This is a genomic window from Corallincola holothuriorum, from assembly GCF_003336225.1.
GTDB classification, from domain to species: domain Bacteria; phylum Pseudomonadota; class Gammaproteobacteria; order Enterobacterales; family Neiellaceae; genus Corallincola; species Corallincola holothuriorum.
The window spans coordinates 128283-146258 of sequence record NZ_QPID01000008.1 but is presented as its reverse complement, the minus strand read 5'-3'; the positions used below and the strand labels follow the sequence as shown (position 1 = coordinate 146258).

17 protein-coding genes are annotated in these 17976 nt (G+C 48.5%); 7 read left to right on the top strand and 10 right to left on the bottom strand.

What is annotated here, in order from left to right:
• Positions 1 to 27: 27 nt before the first annotated feature.
• From DU002_RS13805 to DU002_RS13775, 7 genes are all read left to right on the top strand, one after another.
• Positions 28 to 2244: a tetratricopeptide repeat protein gene (locus DU002_RS13805; RefSeq protein WP_114338977.1), complete on the top strand. Its 2217-nt coding sequence runs from the start codon at positions 28 to 30 to the stop codon at positions 2242 to 2244.
• A 95-nt stretch (positions 2245 to 2339) separates the two neighbouring features.
• Positions 2340 to 3899 carry a GGDEF domain-containing protein gene (locus DU002_RS13800; RefSeq protein ID WP_114338976.1) on the top strand — a complete coding sequence of 520 codons (1560 nt, stop codon included), beginning with the start codon at positions 2340 to 2342 and terminating at the stop codon, positions 3897 to 3899.
• Between the two features lie 64 nt (positions 3900 to 3963).
• Positions 3964 to 5319 (top strand): nucleotide 5'-monophosphate nucleosidase PpnN, encoded by a 1356-nt coding sequence (gene ppnN / locus DU002_RS13795; RefSeq protein WP_114338975.1) that lies wholly within the window; start codon positions 3964 to 3966, stop codon positions 5317 to 5319.
• Positions 5291 to 6112, top strand: coding sequence for a flap endonuclease Xni (gene xni, locus DU002_RS13790; RefSeq protein WP_114338974.1), 822 nt, complete (start codon positions 5291 to 5293; stop codon positions 6110 to 6112). Before ppnN ends, xni begins: the two co-directional genes overlap by 29 nt.
• Positions 6105 to 6809 (top strand): SDR family oxidoreductase, encoded by a 705-nt coding sequence (locus DU002_RS13785; protein WP_114338973.1) that lies wholly within the window; start codon positions 6105 to 6107, stop codon positions 6807 to 6809. Before xni ends, DU002_RS13785 begins: the two co-directional genes overlap by 8 nt.
• 35 nt (positions 6810 to 6844) lie before the next feature.
• The gene (locus DU002_RS13780; RefSeq protein WP_114338972.1) at positions 6845 to 8593 is read left to right on the top strand and encodes an HD domain-containing phosphohydrolase; all 1749 of its coding nucleotides are present in this window, start codon (positions 6845 to 6847) and stop codon (positions 8591 to 8593) included.
• A gap of 76 nt (positions 8594 to 8669) precedes the next feature.
• Positions 8670 to 9464, top strand: a complete 795-nt coding sequence (locus DU002_RS13775) for a hypothetical protein (protein WP_114338971.1) — start codon at positions 8670 to 8672, stop codon at positions 9462 to 9464.
• Here DU002_RS13775 and rlmM read toward each other — a convergent pair.
• From rlmM to hemA, 10 genes are all read right to left on the bottom strand, one after another.
• Positions 9424 to 10500, bottom strand: coding sequence for a 23S rRNA (cytidine(2498)-2'-O)-methyltransferase RlmM (rlmM, locus tag DU002_RS13770; protein WP_114338970.1), 1077 nt, complete (start codon positions 10498 to 10500; stop codon positions 9424 to 9426). The genes DU002_RS13775 and rlmM overlap by 41 nt on opposite strands.
• Entirely contained in the window at positions 10497 to 10865 is a 369-nt protein-coding gene (locus DU002_RS13765) for a DUF423 domain-containing protein (RefSeq protein ID WP_114338969.1), read from the bottom strand. Before DU002_RS13765 ends, rlmM begins: the two co-directional genes overlap by 4 nt.
• Positions 10866 to 10873: 8 nt before the next feature.
• Positions 10874 to 11530 (bottom strand): alpha/beta family hydrolase, encoded by a 657-nt coding sequence (locus DU002_RS13760; protein WP_114338968.1) that lies wholly within the window; start codon positions 11528 to 11530, stop codon positions 10874 to 10876.
• Positions 11523 to 12461, bottom strand: coding sequence for a transcriptional regulator GcvA (locus tag DU002_RS13755; protein WP_114338967.1), 939 nt, complete (start codon positions 12459 to 12461; stop codon positions 11523 to 11525). Before DU002_RS13755 ends, DU002_RS13760 begins: the two co-directional genes overlap by 8 nt.
• The gene (gene kdsA, locus DU002_RS13750; protein WP_114338966.1) at positions 12461 to 13315 is read right to left on the bottom strand and encodes a 3-deoxy-8-phosphooctulonate synthase; all 855 of its coding nucleotides are present in this window, start codon (positions 13313 to 13315) and stop codon (positions 12461 to 12463) included. Before kdsA ends, DU002_RS13755 begins: the two co-directional genes overlap by 1 nt.
• 84 nt (positions 13316 to 13399) lie before the next feature.
• Entirely contained in the window at positions 13400 to 14236 is an 837-nt protein-coding gene (locus DU002_RS13745; RefSeq protein ID WP_158538061.1) for a SirB1 family protein, read from the bottom strand.
• A 4-nt stretch (positions 14237 to 14240) separates the two neighbouring features.
• Positions 14241 to 14633, bottom strand: a complete 393-nt coding sequence (locus DU002_RS13740) for a SirB2 family protein (protein ID WP_233496503.1) — start codon at positions 14631 to 14633, stop codon at positions 14241 to 14243.
• A gap of 39 nt (positions 14634 to 14672) precedes the next feature.
• Complete coding sequence (gene prmC, locus DU002_RS13735; RefSeq protein ID WP_114338963.1) at positions 14673 to 15542, bottom strand: peptide chain release factor N(5)-glutamine methyltransferase; 870 nt, start codon at positions 15540 to 15542, stop codon at positions 14673 to 14675.
• A 26-nt stretch (positions 15543 to 15568) separates the two neighbouring features.
• Positions 15569 to 16657: a peptide chain release factor 1 gene (prfA, locus tag DU002_RS13730; RefSeq protein WP_114338962.1), complete on the bottom strand. Its 1089-nt coding sequence runs from the start codon at positions 16655 to 16657 to the stop codon at positions 15569 to 15571.
• A 19-nt stretch (positions 16658 to 16676) separates the two neighbouring features.
• Positions 16677 to 17942 carry a glutamyl-tRNA reductase gene (hemA, locus tag DU002_RS13725; RefSeq protein ID WP_114338961.1) on the bottom strand — a complete coding sequence of 422 codons (1266 nt, stop codon included), beginning with the start codon at positions 17940 to 17942 and terminating at the stop codon, positions 16677 to 16679.
• Positions 17943 to 17976 lie beyond the last annotated feature (34 nt).

Below are 17976 nucleotides of genomic sequence, written 5' to 3'. Positions count from 1 at the left end.
TCGCGATTTGCTGTCAGAACTTTTACTATGCAGAAACATTTTATTAATTACGTCAGTGGCTTGTTGAAAAAACTATCCTTTGTTTTCTGCATCTTGCTCTTCCATACACCTGCGTGGGGTACCGACGCAGCTTTGGATCTGCTCACGGAAGCTCGCTCGCTGTTAATTGAGAACCCGCAAAAAGCCAGAGAACTGATCCTCACCGAGTTAACCGGCGCAGAAACACTAGCCGATGGTCAGCTGTTAGCCCGTGCTCATCTCCTAGTTGCGGCAACTTATGTCGAAGAAAAAAGCGAAGCGGAAAAAGCAAAACACCATCTGCACTTTGCTCAACGGCAAATCGCCAGCTCCCCCGATAGCACCCTGGAAGCCGAAGCACTATTAATTGAAGGACGAATAGCGGCTTATTTTGATAACGATGTACCCACAGCGATCAAGCGCTTCGACCGCGCCCTGCAATTACTCGCCAATAATTCGGGGGCATCCCCTCGCCTACTTAAGCATGCCCTGCATGAAGCCATTGGCCGCGCCTATAACGATCAAGCACAATTTAGCCTCGGCAGTCAGCATATGTTAGCCGCGCTGGCGCTAACGCAAAAAACTGATGACCCACTGTTAAAGGCATGGACAAGGGTGTATTTAGCCCAATCCTACAAGGGGCTGTTACAATCGCAGCAGGCAATAAAGTACCTTTTATCGGCGCTTTCAATCGCTGAAAAAGCAAAAGACGATAGCTTGTCCGCGTATATTTTTGGTCGCCTAGGGTTGGTTTATAAACAGCTGTCAAACTACTCCAGAGCACAAGACTATGTAGAGCGATCAGCAGAGATTTATCAATCTCTTAATGATGATTCGAATTTAGCCCATAGTTTAAACTTTTTAGGCACTATCTACGAACAGCAAGGACAGTACGACACCGCACTGCTGCATTACCTAAATGCATTAGAACTAACAAGAAACCACCCAACAGCCACGAAACTCGGGCTGCTATATCATAATATTGGCCAGATCTATCTCCATCAAGACGATTACGTCAATGCGCAGCGCTACCTTGAACGCTCGCTCCAGGAGTTAACAACCGCCAGCAGAGATCATTACCTTGGCGCATCTCACCTGTTGATGGCAAAACTAAAACATAAGCAAAACAGTGTAAATGAGGCTCTGCAACACGCTCATCAATCACTTAAACTCTCTTCTGAAAGTGAGTACCTGTTTACCCCGGCAGAAGCACACTTGCTATTGGCCACGCTTTACGCTGACAAAGAATTGTTTGCAGACGCCTACCACCATCAACGTAAGGCGAGTGATTACCAGCGGCCTGATAAGGCGCTGTTACCCCCCGCTCAAGTATCAGACGAGCGCTATCAACAGCAGCAATTACAACGTACTCTCCAAAGCTTAAGAAATCAGCTTGAAGATACATCTATAGAACATGAGCAACAGAGTAGCTGGTTGATAATTTCATTGGCTATAACAGCCATATGCATACTGCTGTTGATACTCATTCTGCGCCTTTATCTAAGCAATAAACGGCAGACGGTCGAATTAAAAAAACAGCAATTCCTCCACCCCACGACAGGACTTCTGGGGACACAACATTTGCATGACTTCCTCAAACAGAAAATCACTGATGCACAAAAGCAACATGAAATTTTCTATAGTGAAAGTGATGCTCAAGGCAAAGACCACAAAAGCTTTTACTTGTTGATTGAGCTACCTGTACTAAAGCAGGTTTATGTTCAAAAAGGGTTTAAAGCAGGGCGGCTGTTTGATGCTAAGTTTGGCGAATTAATTCAAGCCAATATAACCTCTGAGCTGAAATTTTTTCACCCAAGAGAGTATGTCCTATGCGCTTGCTTAACGGGAACGAATTACCTGACATCAGCGCAAGCAGTAAAGAAGGTGCAAGCCATTCTCGACGACATATTTGAGGCATTGGCACTGTCTGAGCGCGCCCGACTGTACTCTATTGGTGTTATTAGTATGCCATTTTTATCAAAAGCAAGCCGAGCCATAGACAGCAATAACCTTCCCGAGCTACTGGTTTTGGCTTTAAATGGCGCTAATCAACTGCGAGTTATCAATGGCGAGTCGGCCTGGGTAACACTCCATGCGATCGATGCAACGCCCGGCACCCTGTTCAATAATGACGCAAGAACAGGATGCTTGTTAGGCTTAAGAAAAGGCTTAGTAAAGGTACAAGCGTCACACGATAAACAATTGATTGAATGGCCTAATGACTGATATCTGAATTCAATCATCAAATAGTTGTAAAAGACGCTATGTTTATAGTTGAATTCCAAGAGTAGGTGGATGCCAGTGGTAAGTTCAGGAAGATAATGATGACGGAATCCGCACCAGCAAGTGCAAATATTGCATTGGTCAGCCAAAAGTTGCAGCAATCTCAGCAGGCTTACCAGCAACTCGAAGTCCGCTACAAACAGGAAGCGGCGGCACTTTATAAGCTGATAAATAAGTTATCCCTCGCATGTAAAGGGCAAAACATTGAGCTCGACAACAAGTTGGCATTACTCCGAGGTCATTTAACAGAAAACCTTAGTATTGAGAAAGCCAACAAATTGTTGTTGAGCATCGATCAGTTGCTCAATAGTCACACCAGCCATGTTGAAAAGCAGCTCAGCTACACCAGAGACCAGTTCCAAACATCAGGCAAAAATCTTCAGCAGTGGCGAGGGTTACCACCTCAGTTGCGCCGAGATCTGCGCTCATTAATAGATTCAAGCGGTAAAGTCGAACAGTCTGTTTACGATTTTCTACCCCATCTGCAAAAGCTCGTTGAACTCTATAATCACGCGTACGATGCCGCTGGCAGTGGCGACACAGCTGCACCGCAACAGGTTAGAGAGTTAAAGCGGGAATTCAGTGACGAATTGCTAGCACTGATGACCGAAGTAGAGTTTGATAACGAAGCCAATACTCGGCTCAAACAACTGAAACAAAAAGTCGGCCTGGCCAACGATATTGATGAGTTACTTAGTTACTGTATTGAACTAATAAAACTCTTGGTGGAAAGTGTCCAACAAGAAAGAAAGTCATCAGAAGCGTTTTTAAACCACCTCAATGAAGCACTTAGCACTGTTTATGGTGCCGTCACCCAAACCCTGCAAAATTCTCAACTGCTGACCGAACAAAGCCGTGAGGTTAACAGTGCATTAAAGACCCAGATAGAGAAGCTGGGGGCAGAAGTTGATGCGGCCAATGATCTCGATTTATTAAAAGAGAAAGTCCGATTGCATCTGCAAGAGATCGCCAGTGCATTAGAGAAAAGAGAACGTTTAGCCGAGCAGGAGCAAAGTCTCAACGAGTTGCTGATGGCGATGCAAAATCGTATTGATACCCTAGAAGAGGACGCTAAATCGTATCGCAGTAGGTTGAACGAACAGCGGCAACAGCTTTACCTGGACAGTCTCACTCAACTGCCTAACCGAGCAGCCTTCAATGAACGATTAGAGATCGAATATCAACGCTGGAAGCGCTACGGCGGAGATCTCTCTATTGCCGTGTTAGATCTCGATCACTTCAAAAACATTAACGATACCTACGGCCATATCGCCGGTGATAAGACCCTTCAGGTAATCGCTAAGCTACTCGGTAAAACAGTTAGAAAAACCGACTTTATCTGTCGCTTCGGCGGTGAAGAGTTTGTGTTGATCCTACCGGAGCAAACTGCTGAATCGGCCACACAACCGATGAATAAACTACGTATTGCGGTATCAAAACTGCCCTTTAAATTTAAGGGACAAAATGTCACGGTAACCGTGTCTATCGGCCTGGCAACCTTTAATAAAGGTGAAAACACCGAAACCGTATTCGAGCGCGCCGATCAAGCGCTGTACGCAGCGAAAGAAAGTGGCCGGAATCAACTCGTTATCAAATAGCTATCCGTCTCCCAAATCATCATGCCCCCAATAGCTGGGGGCTTTCTCCTATGAGAGGTGCCCTATGATCACCCAAATAAGTCCCTCCGGCAGCATGGAGTTGTTGTCCCCATTAGAAGTCGAACGATTAAAAGCCAGTTCCACCAGTCAACTCTATCGCCTGTATCGGAACTGCTCATTGGCGGTTTTGAACTCTGGCAGCAAAACCGATAGCAGCAAAGAAACCCTTGAGCGTTATAAAAGTTTCGATATCAATGTATTACGCCGAGAGCGTGGGGTTAAAATCGAATTAATCAACCCCCCGGAAGAAGCGATTGTTGATGGCGAGATTATTCGGGGCATACAAGAGCATCTATTTTCTGTTCTCAGAGACATCGTTTATGTCAGTGACAGGTACCAAAACAATGCCTATATCAATCTGACCAACTCTCAACACCTAACTCATGTTGTCTTTGATATTCTGCGTAATGCTGGAGCACTGCATTCGCAATCAGATCCCAATATGGTGGTGTGTTGGGGTGGCCACTCTATCTCCGATATCGAACATCAATATACCCTCGAAGTAGGTCATGCCCTCGGACTCCGACAACTCAATGTCTGCACAGGCTGTGGTCCAGGAGCAATGGAAGGCCCGATGCGCGGCGCCGCCATTAGCCACGCCAAGCAACGAGTCAGAAATGGTCGCTACCTTGGACTAACAGAGCCCAGCATTATTGCCGCCGAACCGCCCAACTCTATCGTTAATGAACTGGTGATATTGCCAGATATAGAAAAACGTTTAGAAGCCTTCGTTCGCGTTGCTCACGGTATTATCATCTTCCCCGGCGGCGTAGGTACGGCCGAAGAGCTTTTGTATTTGCTCGGGATATTACTCAATGAAGAAAATGCCAAGCAACCTTTCCCTATAGTGCTCACAGGGCCTGTAGAGTCTGCAGAGTACTTCCATCAAATAGATCAATTTGTTGGTGCCACATTAGGTCCTGAAGCACAAAATAAATATCGCATAGTGATAGGCGATCCATCGCTAGCCGCTCGCGTGTTAAAAGAATCAATGCCTGATGTACGCGCGTATCGAAAGACTATTGGTGATGCCTATCATTTTAACTGGTCGTTAAAAATCGAACCCGAATTTCAACTACCGTTCGAGCCTACCCATGACAATATCGCTGCGCTCAACCTGCACAAAGATCAAAATAAAGCTGCACTTGCCGCCGATCTAAGACGTGCCTTCTCTGCTATTGTTGCCGGCAATGTAAAAGCAGAGGGAATGAAAGCGATTGAAAAACACGGACCATTTGAGATCAATGGTGATCCGATGCTAATGAAGATGTTAGATAAACTACTCAGAGCGTTTGTCGAACAGCAACGCATGAAATTGCCCGGAAGCGACTATGTCCCCTGTTACACCGTCCGCGCTTAATAAAAAAGCCGGCCAACGAGGACGCATTATATTGCTTGATGGCATGAATATGGTGCGCCGTATCTATGCTGCCTGCTCTCGTCATTCTGAACACAATGCCCTAGAACAAACGCTATCACGCTGCACACAGACCCTGAATCGTGTCGTTAAACAGCACAGACCGACCCACGCCCTGTGTGTGTTCGATGGTGATCAACCCAATTGGCGCCGAGACTTATTGGCGAATTATAAAATTAGTCGCAAAGGAATGCCCAGCGCACTGAAGCTAGGCTTAGAACAGATACAAGAAGCGTTTTGGCAGATGGGAGTCGACTCGCTACTGTCAGAGTCAGATGAAGCGGATGACCTAATCGCGACACTAAGCAGCAAGTCGTGTCACCACGCCGATGTTATCATCATCTCCACTGACCACGGATTCGGACAACTTCTGTCGCCACAGGTACACCAATGGGATTGTTTCGCCCGACAATTTCTGGACATCAATTTCTATCAACAACGCTACCAGCTTCATCCCCATCAGCTACCTTTGTTCAATGCGCTGGTCGGAAGCAATAGTCATGACATCAAAGGTATCAAAGGTGTTGGTGCGAAGACGGCCAGCTCTTTACTCAATCGTTATACCACCATCGACGCATTGCTACGGGCTGACGATATACCGGAAAAAATTTCATTAAAGCTGCATGAGCAACAGGAAAAGCTACACACTAACTTTAAAATACTGACGTACAGGACGGAGATCCCACTGGGGTTTTCCATGAGCGATATTCGCTATCAGAGAGCAAGTCATGACTAACTCATCAACCATCATGATCACAGGGGCAAACCGAGGTATCGGCCTAGCCTTTGTCGAAAAGTATCTGCAACAAGGAGATCAAGTCATCGCCTGCTGCCGTCATCCTGGCGAAGCACATCAGTTGCATTCGTTGAAGCGCATTCATAAAGACCAGCTGCAAATGCATACCCTAGATGTTGACGCTCCGGAAAGCATTGAACAGTTAGCAAATAAACTGAGCACTGCCCGCATCGACATCCTGATCAATAACGCAGGTGTTTACGGACCAAAAGGCTCTGTTCTCGGCGAGATTAGTCAAAACGACTGGCAAAAAGTATTTACCACCAATGCCATCGCACCACTCTTGGTTTGTCAGGCGTTTCAACAACAGGTAGCGCAAAGCCAGCAAAAGATCATGGTCTGTATTAGTAGCAAAATGGGGAGCATGGCAGACAATAGCTCTGGTGGAAGTTATATCTATCGCAGTTCCAAAGCAGCCCTGAATGCCGTAGTCAAAAGCCTTGCTCTGGATCTATACAACCATGAGATAAAAATTGTCGCGCTTCATCCTGGCTGGGTACAAACCGAGATGGGTGGTGCGAATGCCTTAATATCAACCACAAAGTCAGTCGACAGCATGGTAAGAGTGATCGAAAATATCGATGAAAATCAAATAGGACGCATGTTGAACTACGATGGTACAGTGATCCCATGGTGAATCACCTATAACCTTTTAGCGACAGCTGTTACGTCATGAAAACTAAAGCAGTAGACAAGTCATTACATATTAAACACCCTGATACTCTTTATCTGGCGGTGGATAAGCTATTTCACTTGAGCACCGACGGGCCATCGAGTCAATTTGTCGTTGGCGTACACAAATTAGCAAAAATCATCTATCAGTCTTACCCTCTTGATGCCCCGGTGGTCATTGCCCACCTGTCGCTGCACAATGACAAGTTTAGTTTGGCAGTTAACGAAGCGCTCAATTGTGCCATCTTGACCTGTGCACTTGGTTATCAAAGCCATTGGAGCAGCCACCACGTCGTACCATTGATCGCTGCGGCCATCAGCAAAGATATTGCTGACTTGCAGTTAAACAATAATCGCTTTGATGGCACCCGTTTTAACGAGCAAGAAACACTGCAATGGCATAACCGTGGTGATCGTGCCAAGCAGTGGTTGAGTGCCGCAGGAGTCACCTCCGAACTTTGGCTCGAAGCTGTCGCTGGGCATGCAGCCAAAATGGACGGCTCTGGCTACCCAGCTCTCGCCGGCTATCAGCTGACACCAGCGGTCAGGCTACTGAGTTGGTGCAGTTTTTTTTCTGAACAGATTTGTCCCCGAGCCAACCGCACAGGCTTACGTCCCAGACAAATCATCCGCTACGCCTTAGGCCGCAGACGGCACGCCTTTGATCGACAGCTAATTAATAAAACCGCACAGATCTTCGCACCTATTCAGCCAGGGGCTGTCATTAAGACCGAAGATGAACAACATGCCATAGTGATTGGCCGGCAAAACAGGCGCGAAGCTATTATCACCTCTGTGGTCACTAAAGATCTGGATATTCAGCAGTGCAATATCAGCGGCATAATAAAGCGCTACCCCACCCAGATCGACAAGGGACGTCACTTTCTCGCTCGACTGATCCGTGGCTGGCAGCAGATGCAAGCACAATCCATCACCTTACTTGACGGCCTACAAATAGCCCGGCAAGAAACACTCAGCCCAGAAAAAATTACAGAAGTGGCTTACCTATTTGAATTAGAAGAGCCTGACATACCAGCATTAGCTAGATTATTAACCGAATACCCCTCCCTATTGTCGCGTTTAGCGCAGCAAGCCCAACGTTTAAGCCGGCGTCAGCTTAACGTCAGCGACCCGAAACAGATCTTAATGATGCTAGGACTCGAGCGTGCATCTCCCTTAGTGCAGCGTAACGCTATGCTAGAAGCCCTTGAGGCCAACGCTGGGCCATATCAACGAACACTTAGTTCACTGATTGAGTGCTATAGCGCTTTTTGTTCTCTCATGGCAGAGCAAACCAAATTTGCAGATATGGAGAAGACCCGCATCATTTCCACAGCTCAATGTGCGGGCTTTCTATTGTCTCCCGAACTCATTGCCACCCGCCCAGCCAACATACAAAACGACGGGCAACGTCCCGGATTTTGGTTCAAACAGCAGGACAACCTGCGATTGGAATCGCTAAGCCTTGCCTTCGCCAAGCGCTGGCAGCTTCCACCTTTCGCCCTGAACGCGCTGCTCCTCGCCGCAGAACGTGTTGCCCCGAATGCCAGCAGAAAAGCGATCGGCTACGCTCACCTGTTAAAACTTTGTAGCCAGCTTTATCAGCACTTTATGGCAACGGGTGAAATGACGTTAACAAACAAAGAAACCAAGGAATTAGCTGTTTCACTCAGTATCAACGATAGTCAGCTTAAAAATACCTTTAATACATTTATTCAACAATATCACCCCTACACACCACTCGATTAGCTTGCTGATTTTATGAACAGTGGTAGAATCAACGATCTGTCGGTAAACGGGCACCGACTGTTTTAGGAGAAGTAGATTGCTGGTATTGATTCGTTGGGTTTTCAGCCTGTTAATTTTGGCGGCAACCGCCCTTTTTGTTGTGGACGGCGTATTACGTACTAATCCAACGCTACCGACCACAGTATATTTGGCGGTGATCATATGGGGCGTAGCTGGAGCTTCCTGTTTCGCTCGAAACTGGGGCGTCGGTGCCGCTTATGCATTTCGTCCGTTCATGTTGTCTATCCCTGTAGGCTTAGGCTTATTCGCTTGGGGATTCTGGATGCATAGCCAACATAGCTTTGATGTTACAGAAGTGCCTCGCCTAGCAAATGCTCATACCCAGATTGAAGGTGACACCTATCAACTTCCCGATTACGAAGAGCAGCTCAAGCCCAAAACCTACCGCCCCAAGTTGCAAGCCACGCCAACGGTAGCAAAGAAAGTTGCAGCAGAAATGCAACTTCAAGCAGGTGACTGCGATCTCGATAGACATACTCAACGTTGGTGTCGCGGTTTTTACTTCGAAGCGGGTAAACAACCAGAGCAAGAATTAAAAGAGTTCGTCGCCCAACAGCCACTCTCTGAGCTGGATTCATGGCCGGATAATGCTTGCCCGAGCTACAGTGTCTTTGATGGCCAACATAAGTACGGGCAAGTGGTTAACATTAGAAAAGGCGAAGTTGAATGCGGCGCCGCACAAATGAAGCCCGGGCAGCGCCACCCTGTTCAAATCTGTGTGCAGTGGTATAAATACGACTGCATAGTACCCGGCGCGAGCGCCTGGGCATCTATCGGTCTCGACGAGGCTCCCGACGCAAGTGTACAGTGATCTCTTCTCTATCATGATAGAGGTGCTTCGCTGTCACTTGGTATCTTACACCTTCATCTCGTAAGAACTGCTTCATTAGCTCTAAACAGCGTTCTGCTTCGCTGAAACGTTGTTTCATTGGCAGTTTTAAGTTAAATATCGCTTCTTCACACCAACGATTAGCTAGCCACTGGCCCATCAAACGAGCTATGCGGCCAGGCTTTTCTACCATGTCGCATACCAGCCAGGTGATATTTTTACGTTTTGGTTCAAAGCCAAAGCCATCCGCCATGAAGTGCTTCACCTGACCGGTTTCCATCAGCCCTTCATCCATCGGGCCGTTGTCGACCGCAGATACCATCATGCCTCTGCGCACCAGTTGATAAGTCCAACCTCCGGGACTGGCGCCAAGGTCAACAGCATTCATGCCCGATGTAACACGCTTCTCCATCTCCTCCGGGGGGACGAATGTCATGAAAGCTTCTTCCAACTTCAGCGCTGATCGACTAGGAGCATCTTTAGCCAAACGTAGCCTCGGTATTCCCATTTCAAAGCGACTATTGTTGCCTGGAATCGAGTAACCCAACATCATCTCAGCCCCATCAAGTACGCACAGATGAAACACGGGTTTGTCCGCTTTCGGCTTGTCTGTCAGCTTTCTATGTTTGCGTAACGCCTGGCGTAATGGCACCGAAAACTTACGGCAGAACTTACTCAGCTCTTTACCTTCGTTGGTATCAACCGGCTCCACCATCAATTCTCCGCATAGCGGAAATTCTGACGCGGCCGCTACAACTTCAGAAATACGATCTTCAACCGACATATCCTGCAAATGGGCAACACAAGCGATCATCTGGCGGGCAAAAATCAGACGCCAGAACTGCAAGCGGCGAACCAAATATTCCGCATCGCCTTCAGTGAAGCATCGATACAAGACATAACCTGTGTTTGGCTTTGCTTCCGCATAGCCTGCAGATACACTCATAGCGCGCTGCGTGATCTCTGCGGCGCACTCTTTTTCAAACCCGGGCCGACAATAAAGTAACAGCGCGTTCATGACATCTCCTGCCAAAGTTTTTTGGCGGCTAATAACCAGCCTAAGATTAAGGCAGAGCCCCCTATAGGGGTGATCATACCGATAACACCTATACCTGAAACTGCCAACAGGTAAAGGCTTCCACTAAACAGGGTCGCCCCAAGAATTAACCAAATGGCTTCACTACGCAGCGACACTTTGCTGTAAAGAGACAAAGCGACGAGTGCCAGTACGCCTAAGCCATGATAGATCTGATATTGCACCCCAGTATTAAAGGCCGCCATTAACTCTGGCGACAAACGATGCTTTAAACCATGAGCCCCAAAAGCACCCAAGGCTATTCCCGTCGCCATCATCAGCGCCGCTATCGTGGCAATTTTTTTCATAACTATTTTTATCTCTTATCGCCGACAACGGTGACTTGCTGATTTACAAATTTAGCCACTTGCGATGCCGCAAAAATCATATTCTCCGCGAGAGTCGTTCCACTGCGCTTACGCGGAATAAAGCTATGCTCGCCATCAATAACCGCGGTAATCGACACATCATTGGGCAGCTTAAAACCTGGCCATTCATCCTCTTTACCAAATGGATCCCGTTGCCCCTGCAAGATCAACGTCGGTACTTGGCAACTATGCAGTTCCGCCAGGCGCAACTTATCTGGCTGACCAGGCGGATGAAATGGGTAGCCAAAAGCGACCAGCCCAAGTGCCGTTTCAGTCTCTGCAGCCACATTAGCGGCCACACGGCTCCCCATCGACTTGCCGGCAAGAAACAATGGCAGTTCATCATCAAATTGCTGCATAACCTGTTTAAAGGCCGCGATCAAAATCGGCATACGATCGGGGGGACGTCGCCGTTGCTCATCTATCATTTTGACCATATAGGGAAAATTGAAACGTATAACCTCAATCCCCTGCGCAGTAACAAGCGAAGCCATTTGCGCCATGAATTCAGAATTCATACCCGCACCCGCCCCATGGGCCATGATCATACGGGCAATAGGTTTATCAGCTTGACTAATAAGTTGGATCGGAAGCGGCTCACTCATATGAGCCATCCATCGGCTCAGGTTGGATCCCGACTAAATAATTTTGCTCTTTCATCACCCGTTCCATCACCCACGCCTTAAACGCAACCACCTTCGGGTTATCAACATCCTCGTCTGGAAAGACCAGGAAATAGGAATCACGACTCAACATGGCGGTTTTAAACGGCACAACCAGGCGGCCACTCTCGATGTCTGGCCTAGCAAGCGTGGTATGCCCTAGCGCCACTCCCTGCCCCAAAATAGCGGCTTGTAACGCCATAGTTGAATGGCTAAATATCGGGCCGACATTAGCATTGACGTGTTTAGCCGATGCTTGTCGCAGCCAACGCTTCCAGTCTTGACGGCTACCGTCATGAAGTAGTGAGTAGTATTGCAGATCATTAGGCGTTTTCAGCGGATGGGTACCCTGCAATAACTGCGGCGCACAAACAGGGATTCGATACTCTGAGTGCAGCTTACACGATTCCAAACCCGGCCAGCGACCACGTCCGTAGAAGAATGCAACATCCACGTCATCATCCAATGGGCCAGACTCTTTATCCACGGCTTTAATCCGTACATCAATTTCAGGGTACTTGGCACTAAACTCACTTAGCCGGGGAACCAACCAACTAATAGCAAAACTCGGCGTAAGACTGACAGTTAACGCACCACTGGCCCGCATCGCCATCATTCTATCCGTCGCTTCTGACAAAGCGCGCAACAGAGGGCTGACTGTCTGAAAGTAACTTTGTCCCTCTTCCGTCAGCAGCAAAGTACGATGGGCACGCCGAAAGAGGCGCACACCGAGAAAGGATTCCAGTGCTTTTATCTGGTGGCTGACCGCCGCCTGCGTTACAAACAACTCTTCCGCCGCTCGAGTGAAGCTTAAATGGCGGGCAGCCGCTTCAAAAGTCTTAACCGCATTAAGCGGCGGGAGCTTGTTAATCATCAGGAATTGGTATCAACATCCGGCAGCGATTTCACCACATCATCAACCGCTTTAACGTGAGACAAAAAGGCTTCCAGCTTGTTTAGTGGCAGTGCACTAGGGCCATCGCAACGAGCGCTTTCAGGATCAGGGTGAGATTCCAAAAACAGCCCTGCCAAGCCAACGGCCATACCGGAACGTGCTAACTCTGTCACCTGATGGCGACGACCACCAGATGCAGCACCTAGCGGATCTCGACACTGCAAGGCATGGGTAACATCAAAAATCATCGGTGCATTGTCACAGGCGTCTCGCATCACGCCGAAACCCAACATATCAACGACGAGGTTGTCGTAGCCCATGCAGCTACCGCGTTCACAAAGAATGATCTGCTCATTCCCACACTCGGCAAATTTATCGACAATATTCTTCATCTGCCCGGGGCTAAGAAACTGCGGCTTTTTGACATTGATAACCGCATTGGTTTTCGCCATCGCTTCAACCAGATCGGTTTGCCGTGCCAAAAATGCCGGTAATTGGATAACGTCCACCACCTCAGCGACCGGCGCAGCCTGCTCGCAGGTATGGATATCCGTGATAATTGGTATATCGAAAGTGCTTTTAAGCTCTTCAAATATTTTTAGCCCTTCATCCATCCCTGGTCCACGATAAGAGAACACAGAAGAGCGATTAGCTTTGTCAAAACTGGCTTTAAAAACATAAGGGATCCCCAGCTTCTCGGTTACGGTCACATAATGCTCAGCAACCGCCATCGCCATGTCTCGCGATTCCAAAACATTCATACCACCAAACAGTACAAAAGGAGCCTGGTTTGCTACTTGAATATCGCCAATCTTCACAACCTGCTGTGCCATAACAATCTCTCTTAATTGGGGTTGCTGAATAAGTTATACAAATGGGTACCGTCATTGCCGGTTGCGACAGCACCTGACCTAAGATTAGTGGAACACAACCTGTTCGCTAGCCATTTGACGCATTTGAGTTTTTAGCAGCGGCGCCGAGGGATCATCGGGACATTTTTGCAAAAAGAATTCAAAGTCCTTTAAAGCCAACGGAAAGCATTGCAACTGCTGTAATAAAAACCCTCGGTCTCGCACCTCAAATGGGTCATCCTGATTCAAAATCAGCAGTTGCTCACAGCAAATCAAAGCCTCCGCGAAGCGCTCCTCACGGATCAATGCCGCCTTTAAACCCAATAGCAAACGACTCAATGCCTGATCCTCATCAATCGGTTGCAGCATATCGTCTGACAAACGAGCCAGATCACCGCGAATACCGCGCAATCGAGCTTCCATTTCAGCAAAGCGCAACTCACGACCGTCCGTAGCATCGATATAGCGATATCCCAATTGCTGATCATCAATACGTACCAAGACTGCGCCGGGGTACTCGACGATAGCACAAGGGATCTCACTGTATTGCAACAGGTAAAGATACAGCATAGACATCACGATAGGGCTACCAGCAGACTGCTCTATCACTCTGTCAACTAAGCCATTATCTGGGCTTAAACAATTTTCCGCTTGTGGCCGAAACTTTAGCTCTTGATAAAGATATTCATGAAAAGCTGCAAGCCTGGCATCCATCGAATCATAATAGGCTGTACGCTGTGCCGCATCCCATGCCCACTTATCTAGGTGCAGCAAGGTTTGCGCTGTAACAAAACGCTTCTGTAATTTCGAAGATAGCTCTAACGACCTCGCGGTCACGGCTTTAATATCAAACTGCACAGTCAACTTTAAATTTTCTCTATCTAAATTTTTACTAAGTTCCACAGGCTTATCCCAGCAACATCGGCGCTTTGCTACGAGCCAAGTAGAGGATAAAACCAAATGTAGCCACAGCGAGAACAAAGGATATGCGCTTTATGGTGGCAGTTTTACCGAGTTTCAAGGCAAACAGGCCCAAGACGATATAAACCACTAACAGCAACACTTTCTCAGTCAGCCAAGCGTCACTTAGTGGGTACTGCTGCAAAGCGATTGCCAGCAGTGCCGCAGTCAGCAACAAGCATGTATCGTTGACATGAGGTAGAATTTTCAACCACTTAGCAGACGCCATTCCTACTGCAAATTGCTGTAGAAAAAAGCGAAACACAAAAAGAAAAATACTCAGCACTGCAAACGTCATATGCAGGTGTTTCAACATCATATAGTTCTCAGCCAACATCATTTTTCTCCATCATCTGCTGTATTGCTTTCATCCCATCATTCACTCTGGTTCGTGAATCTGTTCGCTATCTCTTTGCCAACAACCCAAGGTACACCTAGGGTTCCCGGCATAATCATTTATCACTTTCACATCCACGAAACCGGCACTTTCAAACAACGCTGCGACTTGCGCGCCTTGCTGCCAACCATGCTCTATCAACAACCAACCCGGTGAAGTTAAGTGGGTTTTAGCCTGTTCACAAATCGTGCGAATATCAGCTAAGCCAGACTCCTCTGCCACCAAGGCAGACAATGGCTCAAAACGCACATCCCCCTCACGCAGATGGGGATCATTGGCATCAATATAGGGAGGGTTACTCACTATCAAATCGAACAATGGTGAACGACTGAAGCAAGCGAGCCAATCACTTTGTTGCCACTGGCATCGCTCTAATCCAAGGCGCTGAGCATTGCTTTTTGCCAACGTGATAGCACCCGCCATGCGATCTACGCCATAAATCTGCCAGGCCGGCCGCTCACTCGCCAACGCAAGGGCAATCGCTCCGGTACCAGTACCCAAATCAACCACTCGCGCAGACGCAGGCAGAGGTAAATCTAATGCAACCTCCACCAAAACTTCGGTATCAGGACGGGGAATAAGCGTATCAGGGCTCACCGCCAACGGTAGGCTCCAAAACTCTCTCACTCCCGTTAAATGAGCCACAGGATGACCTGCGATCCGCTGCGCCACGAGCTGACGAAAAGCCAATTCAGTCTCTTCATCCAGCTCCTTTTCCGGCCAAGTCAAAAGATAGCTACGAGGCTTATCCAACAAAAAACAGAGCAACACATCGGCATCCAAAGAGGCCGAATCAGAACAGTCAGCCAAAGCTGATTTCGCCCAGCGCAGTAAGGCGGCTATGGAGTGCATATCGCGAGCTATCCCGACCAACGGTCTTAGTTGTCTTGCGCCAACGCAGCGAGTAGATCCGCCTGATGCTCTTGGATAATGGGCTGCAACACTGCGTCTAGTTCGCCTTCCATCACTTCTGCCAAGCGATATAAAGTCAGATTAATCCGATGATCGCTAACCCGCCCTTGGGGGAAGTTATAGGTACGGATCCGCTCAGATCGATCGCCACTTGCTACTAAGCTGCGACGCATCGTATCTTCTTCGGCCTGGCGTTTTTCATCTTCAGCAGCCTGCAGTCGAGCCTGCAACACGCTCATCGCCTTAGCTCGGTTTTTGTGCTGTGAACGTTCATCCTGACACTCAACCACAACACCCGTCGGGATATGAGTAATACGGATTGCCGAGTCAGTTTTGTTAACGTGCTGTCCACCAGCGCCACTGGCGCGGAAGGTATCGACGCGCAGATCGCCAGAGTTGATCTCAATCGCTTCCGCTTCTGGAACCTCAGGCATCACCGCCACAGTACAAGCTGATGTATGGATCCGTCCTTGCGACTCAGTTTCAGGTACCCGTTGCACACGGTGTCCGCCAGATTCAAATTTCATCCGACCATAGACACCACTGCCGACAACGCGGGCAATGACCTCTTTATAGCCGCCATGTTCGCCCTCATTGGCACTGACCAGCTCCATCTTCCAACCCAGCTGCTCGGCATAGCGACCATACATACGATACAAATCACCGGCAAAAATCGCGGCTTCATCACCACCGGCCCCAGCCCTGATCTCAAGGTAGGCGTTATTGTCATCTTTCGGATCGCGAGGGATCAGCAAGATCTGCAACTCATCAGAGAGCTGCTCTACCGCAGACTTTGCTTCTTTAAACTCGTCCTGCGCCATCTCGCGCATTTCGGGATCATCATCTTTAAGCATCTCTTCAGCCGCTTCCAGATCTTGCTCGGCCTGCTGATAACGATGGAATCCTTGGATCACTTCTTCAAGCTGAGAGTATTCTTTCGACAACGCGCGAAAGCGGTCTTGATCAGCAATGGTGCCAGGATCACCCAATAGCGCCTGTACTTCTTCATAGCGCTCATTCAGCGCTTCTAATTTTGCGTAGATAGATGGTTTCATCTTTCCTCGGAATAAGATGTTAGCCGTTCTTAATCAGATCTAAGCCCAGTACATCTCTTATTAGATTGAGTTTTTCCAATTCGCCCGCCTGTCCTGCGTCAGTTAACGCCCGGGTCGGAGAATGGATAAGTCGGTTGGTCAATTTATAAGCCAGTTCATTCAACACCTGTTCAGGTGAAACCCCTGACTGCAAATTCTTCAATGCCCGCTCCAGTAACTCGTCACGGGTCTCTTCAGCAAGTTGACGGTAAGAACGAATGGTGTCTACCGCACTTTGACCACGCAGCCATCCTTCAAAGGCGACCACGTAATCCGCAATGATCTGCTCTCCCTCCGCCGCAGCCTCTTGGCGGGAGGCCACATTCTGCTCCACGATCCCTTGTAAATCGTCGACAGTATAGAGGTAAGCATCATCAAGATCTCCCACCTGTGCCTCGATATCTCGAGGAACGGCCAGATCAACCAGCAACATCGGCGCGCGTTTACGCTCAGCAAGTGCGGCACTGACCATGCCGGTGCCAATGATTGGCAGCGGCGCAGCAGTCGAACTGATGACAATATCGGCACCCGCCATGCGCTCGGGGATCTGACTAAGCGTCAGCGCTTCGCCATGAAAACGATCAGCCAACTCCAACGCCCGCGGTACCGTTCGATTTGCTACAACTATCTGGCGCACGCCTTGCTCCGCCAGATGCTGCGCCACCAGTTCGATGGTCTCACCCGCTCCCACTAACATCACCCGGCTTTTATCCAACGAGCCAAAAATATGCTTCGCCAGATTCACTGCGGCATAGGCGACAGAAACTGCGCTGGCACCAATTTCAGTTTCACTACGCACCCGTTTGGCCACGCTAAACGCTTGCTGAAAAAGGCGATCTAAAATAGTACCCAGCGTATTCGCCGCTCGCGCTGATGCGTACGCCTGCTTTGCCTGCCCCAAGATCTGTGGCTCACCCAGTACCAAGGAATCGAGCCCACTGGCAACCCGCATCAAATGACGCACTGCGTCATTATCCTGATATTGATAGAGACAGTCATTCAGCAGCGCTTGGGGTAATCCATGATAATTTGCCCACCAGGCAGCCAGGTTTTCAGCCAACCCATCGTCAGCATGACAATAGATCTCGGTACGGTTACAGGTCGATACAATAGCAGCCTCGTGGACACCATTATTCGCCTGCAACGCACGCGTCGCATCGACCAGAGTGTCGGGCGAAAATGCCACCTGCTCTCTGACCGAAACCGAAGCGGTTTTATGATTAATACCGAAGGCGTATAGCGCCATGAAGAAAACAAACCATCATTAATTTATACTCAAT

Coding starts and splice junctions, on each gene's coding strand:
- DU002_RS13805 (WP_114338977.1), top strand. CDS start 28: ATGCAGAAACATTTTATTAATTACGTCAGTGGCTTGTTGAAAAAACTA.
- DU002_RS13800 (WP_114338976.1), top strand. CDS start 2,340: ATGATGACGGAATCCGCACCAGCAAGTGCAAATATTGCATTGGTCAGC.
- ppnN (WP_114338975.1), top strand. CDS start 3,964: ATGATCACCCAAATAAGTCCCTCCGGCAGCATGGAGTTGTTGTCCCCA.
- xni (WP_114338974.1), top strand. CDS start 5,291: ATGTCCCCTGTTACACCGTCCGCGCTTAATAAAAAAGCCGGCCAACGA.
- DU002_RS13785 (WP_114338973.1), top strand. CDS start 6,105: ATGACTAACTCATCAACCATCATGATCACAGGGGCAAACCGAGGTATC.
- DU002_RS13780 (WP_114338972.1), top strand. CDS start 6,845: ATGAAAACTAAAGCAGTAGACAAGTCATTACATATTAAACACCCTGAT.
- rlmM (WP_114338970.1), bottom strand. CDS start 10,500: ATGAACGCGCTGTTACTTTATTGTCGGCCCGGGTTTGAAAAAGAGTGC.
- DU002_RS13765 (WP_114338969.1), bottom strand. CDS start 10,865: ATGAAAAAAATTGCCACGATAGCGGCGCTGATGATGGCGACGGGAATA.
- DU002_RS13760 (WP_114338968.1), bottom strand. CDS start 11,530: ATGAGTGAGCCGCTTCCGATCCAACTTATTAGTCAAGCTGATAAACCT.
- DU002_RS13755 (WP_114338967.1), bottom strand. CDS start 12,461: ATGATTAACAAGCTCCCGCCGCTTAATGCGGTTAAGACTTTTGAAGCG.
- kdsA (WP_114338966.1), bottom strand. CDS start 13,315: ATGGCACAGCAGGTTGTGAAGATTGGCGATATTCAAGTAGCAAACCAG.
- DU002_RS13740 (WP_233496503.1), bottom strand. CDS start 14,633: ATGATGTTGGCTGAGAACTATATGATGTTGAAACACCTGCATATGACG.
- prmC (WP_114338963.1), bottom strand. CDS start 15,542: ATGCACTCCATAGCCGCCTTACTGCGCTGGGCGAAATCAGCTTTGGCT.
- prfA (WP_114338962.1), bottom strand. CDS start 16,657: ATGAAACCATCTATCTACGCAAAATTAGAAGCGCTGAATGAGCGCTAT.
- hemA (WP_114338961.1), bottom strand. CDS start 17,942: ATGGCGCTATACGCCTTCGGTATTAATCATAAAACCGCTTCGGTTTCG.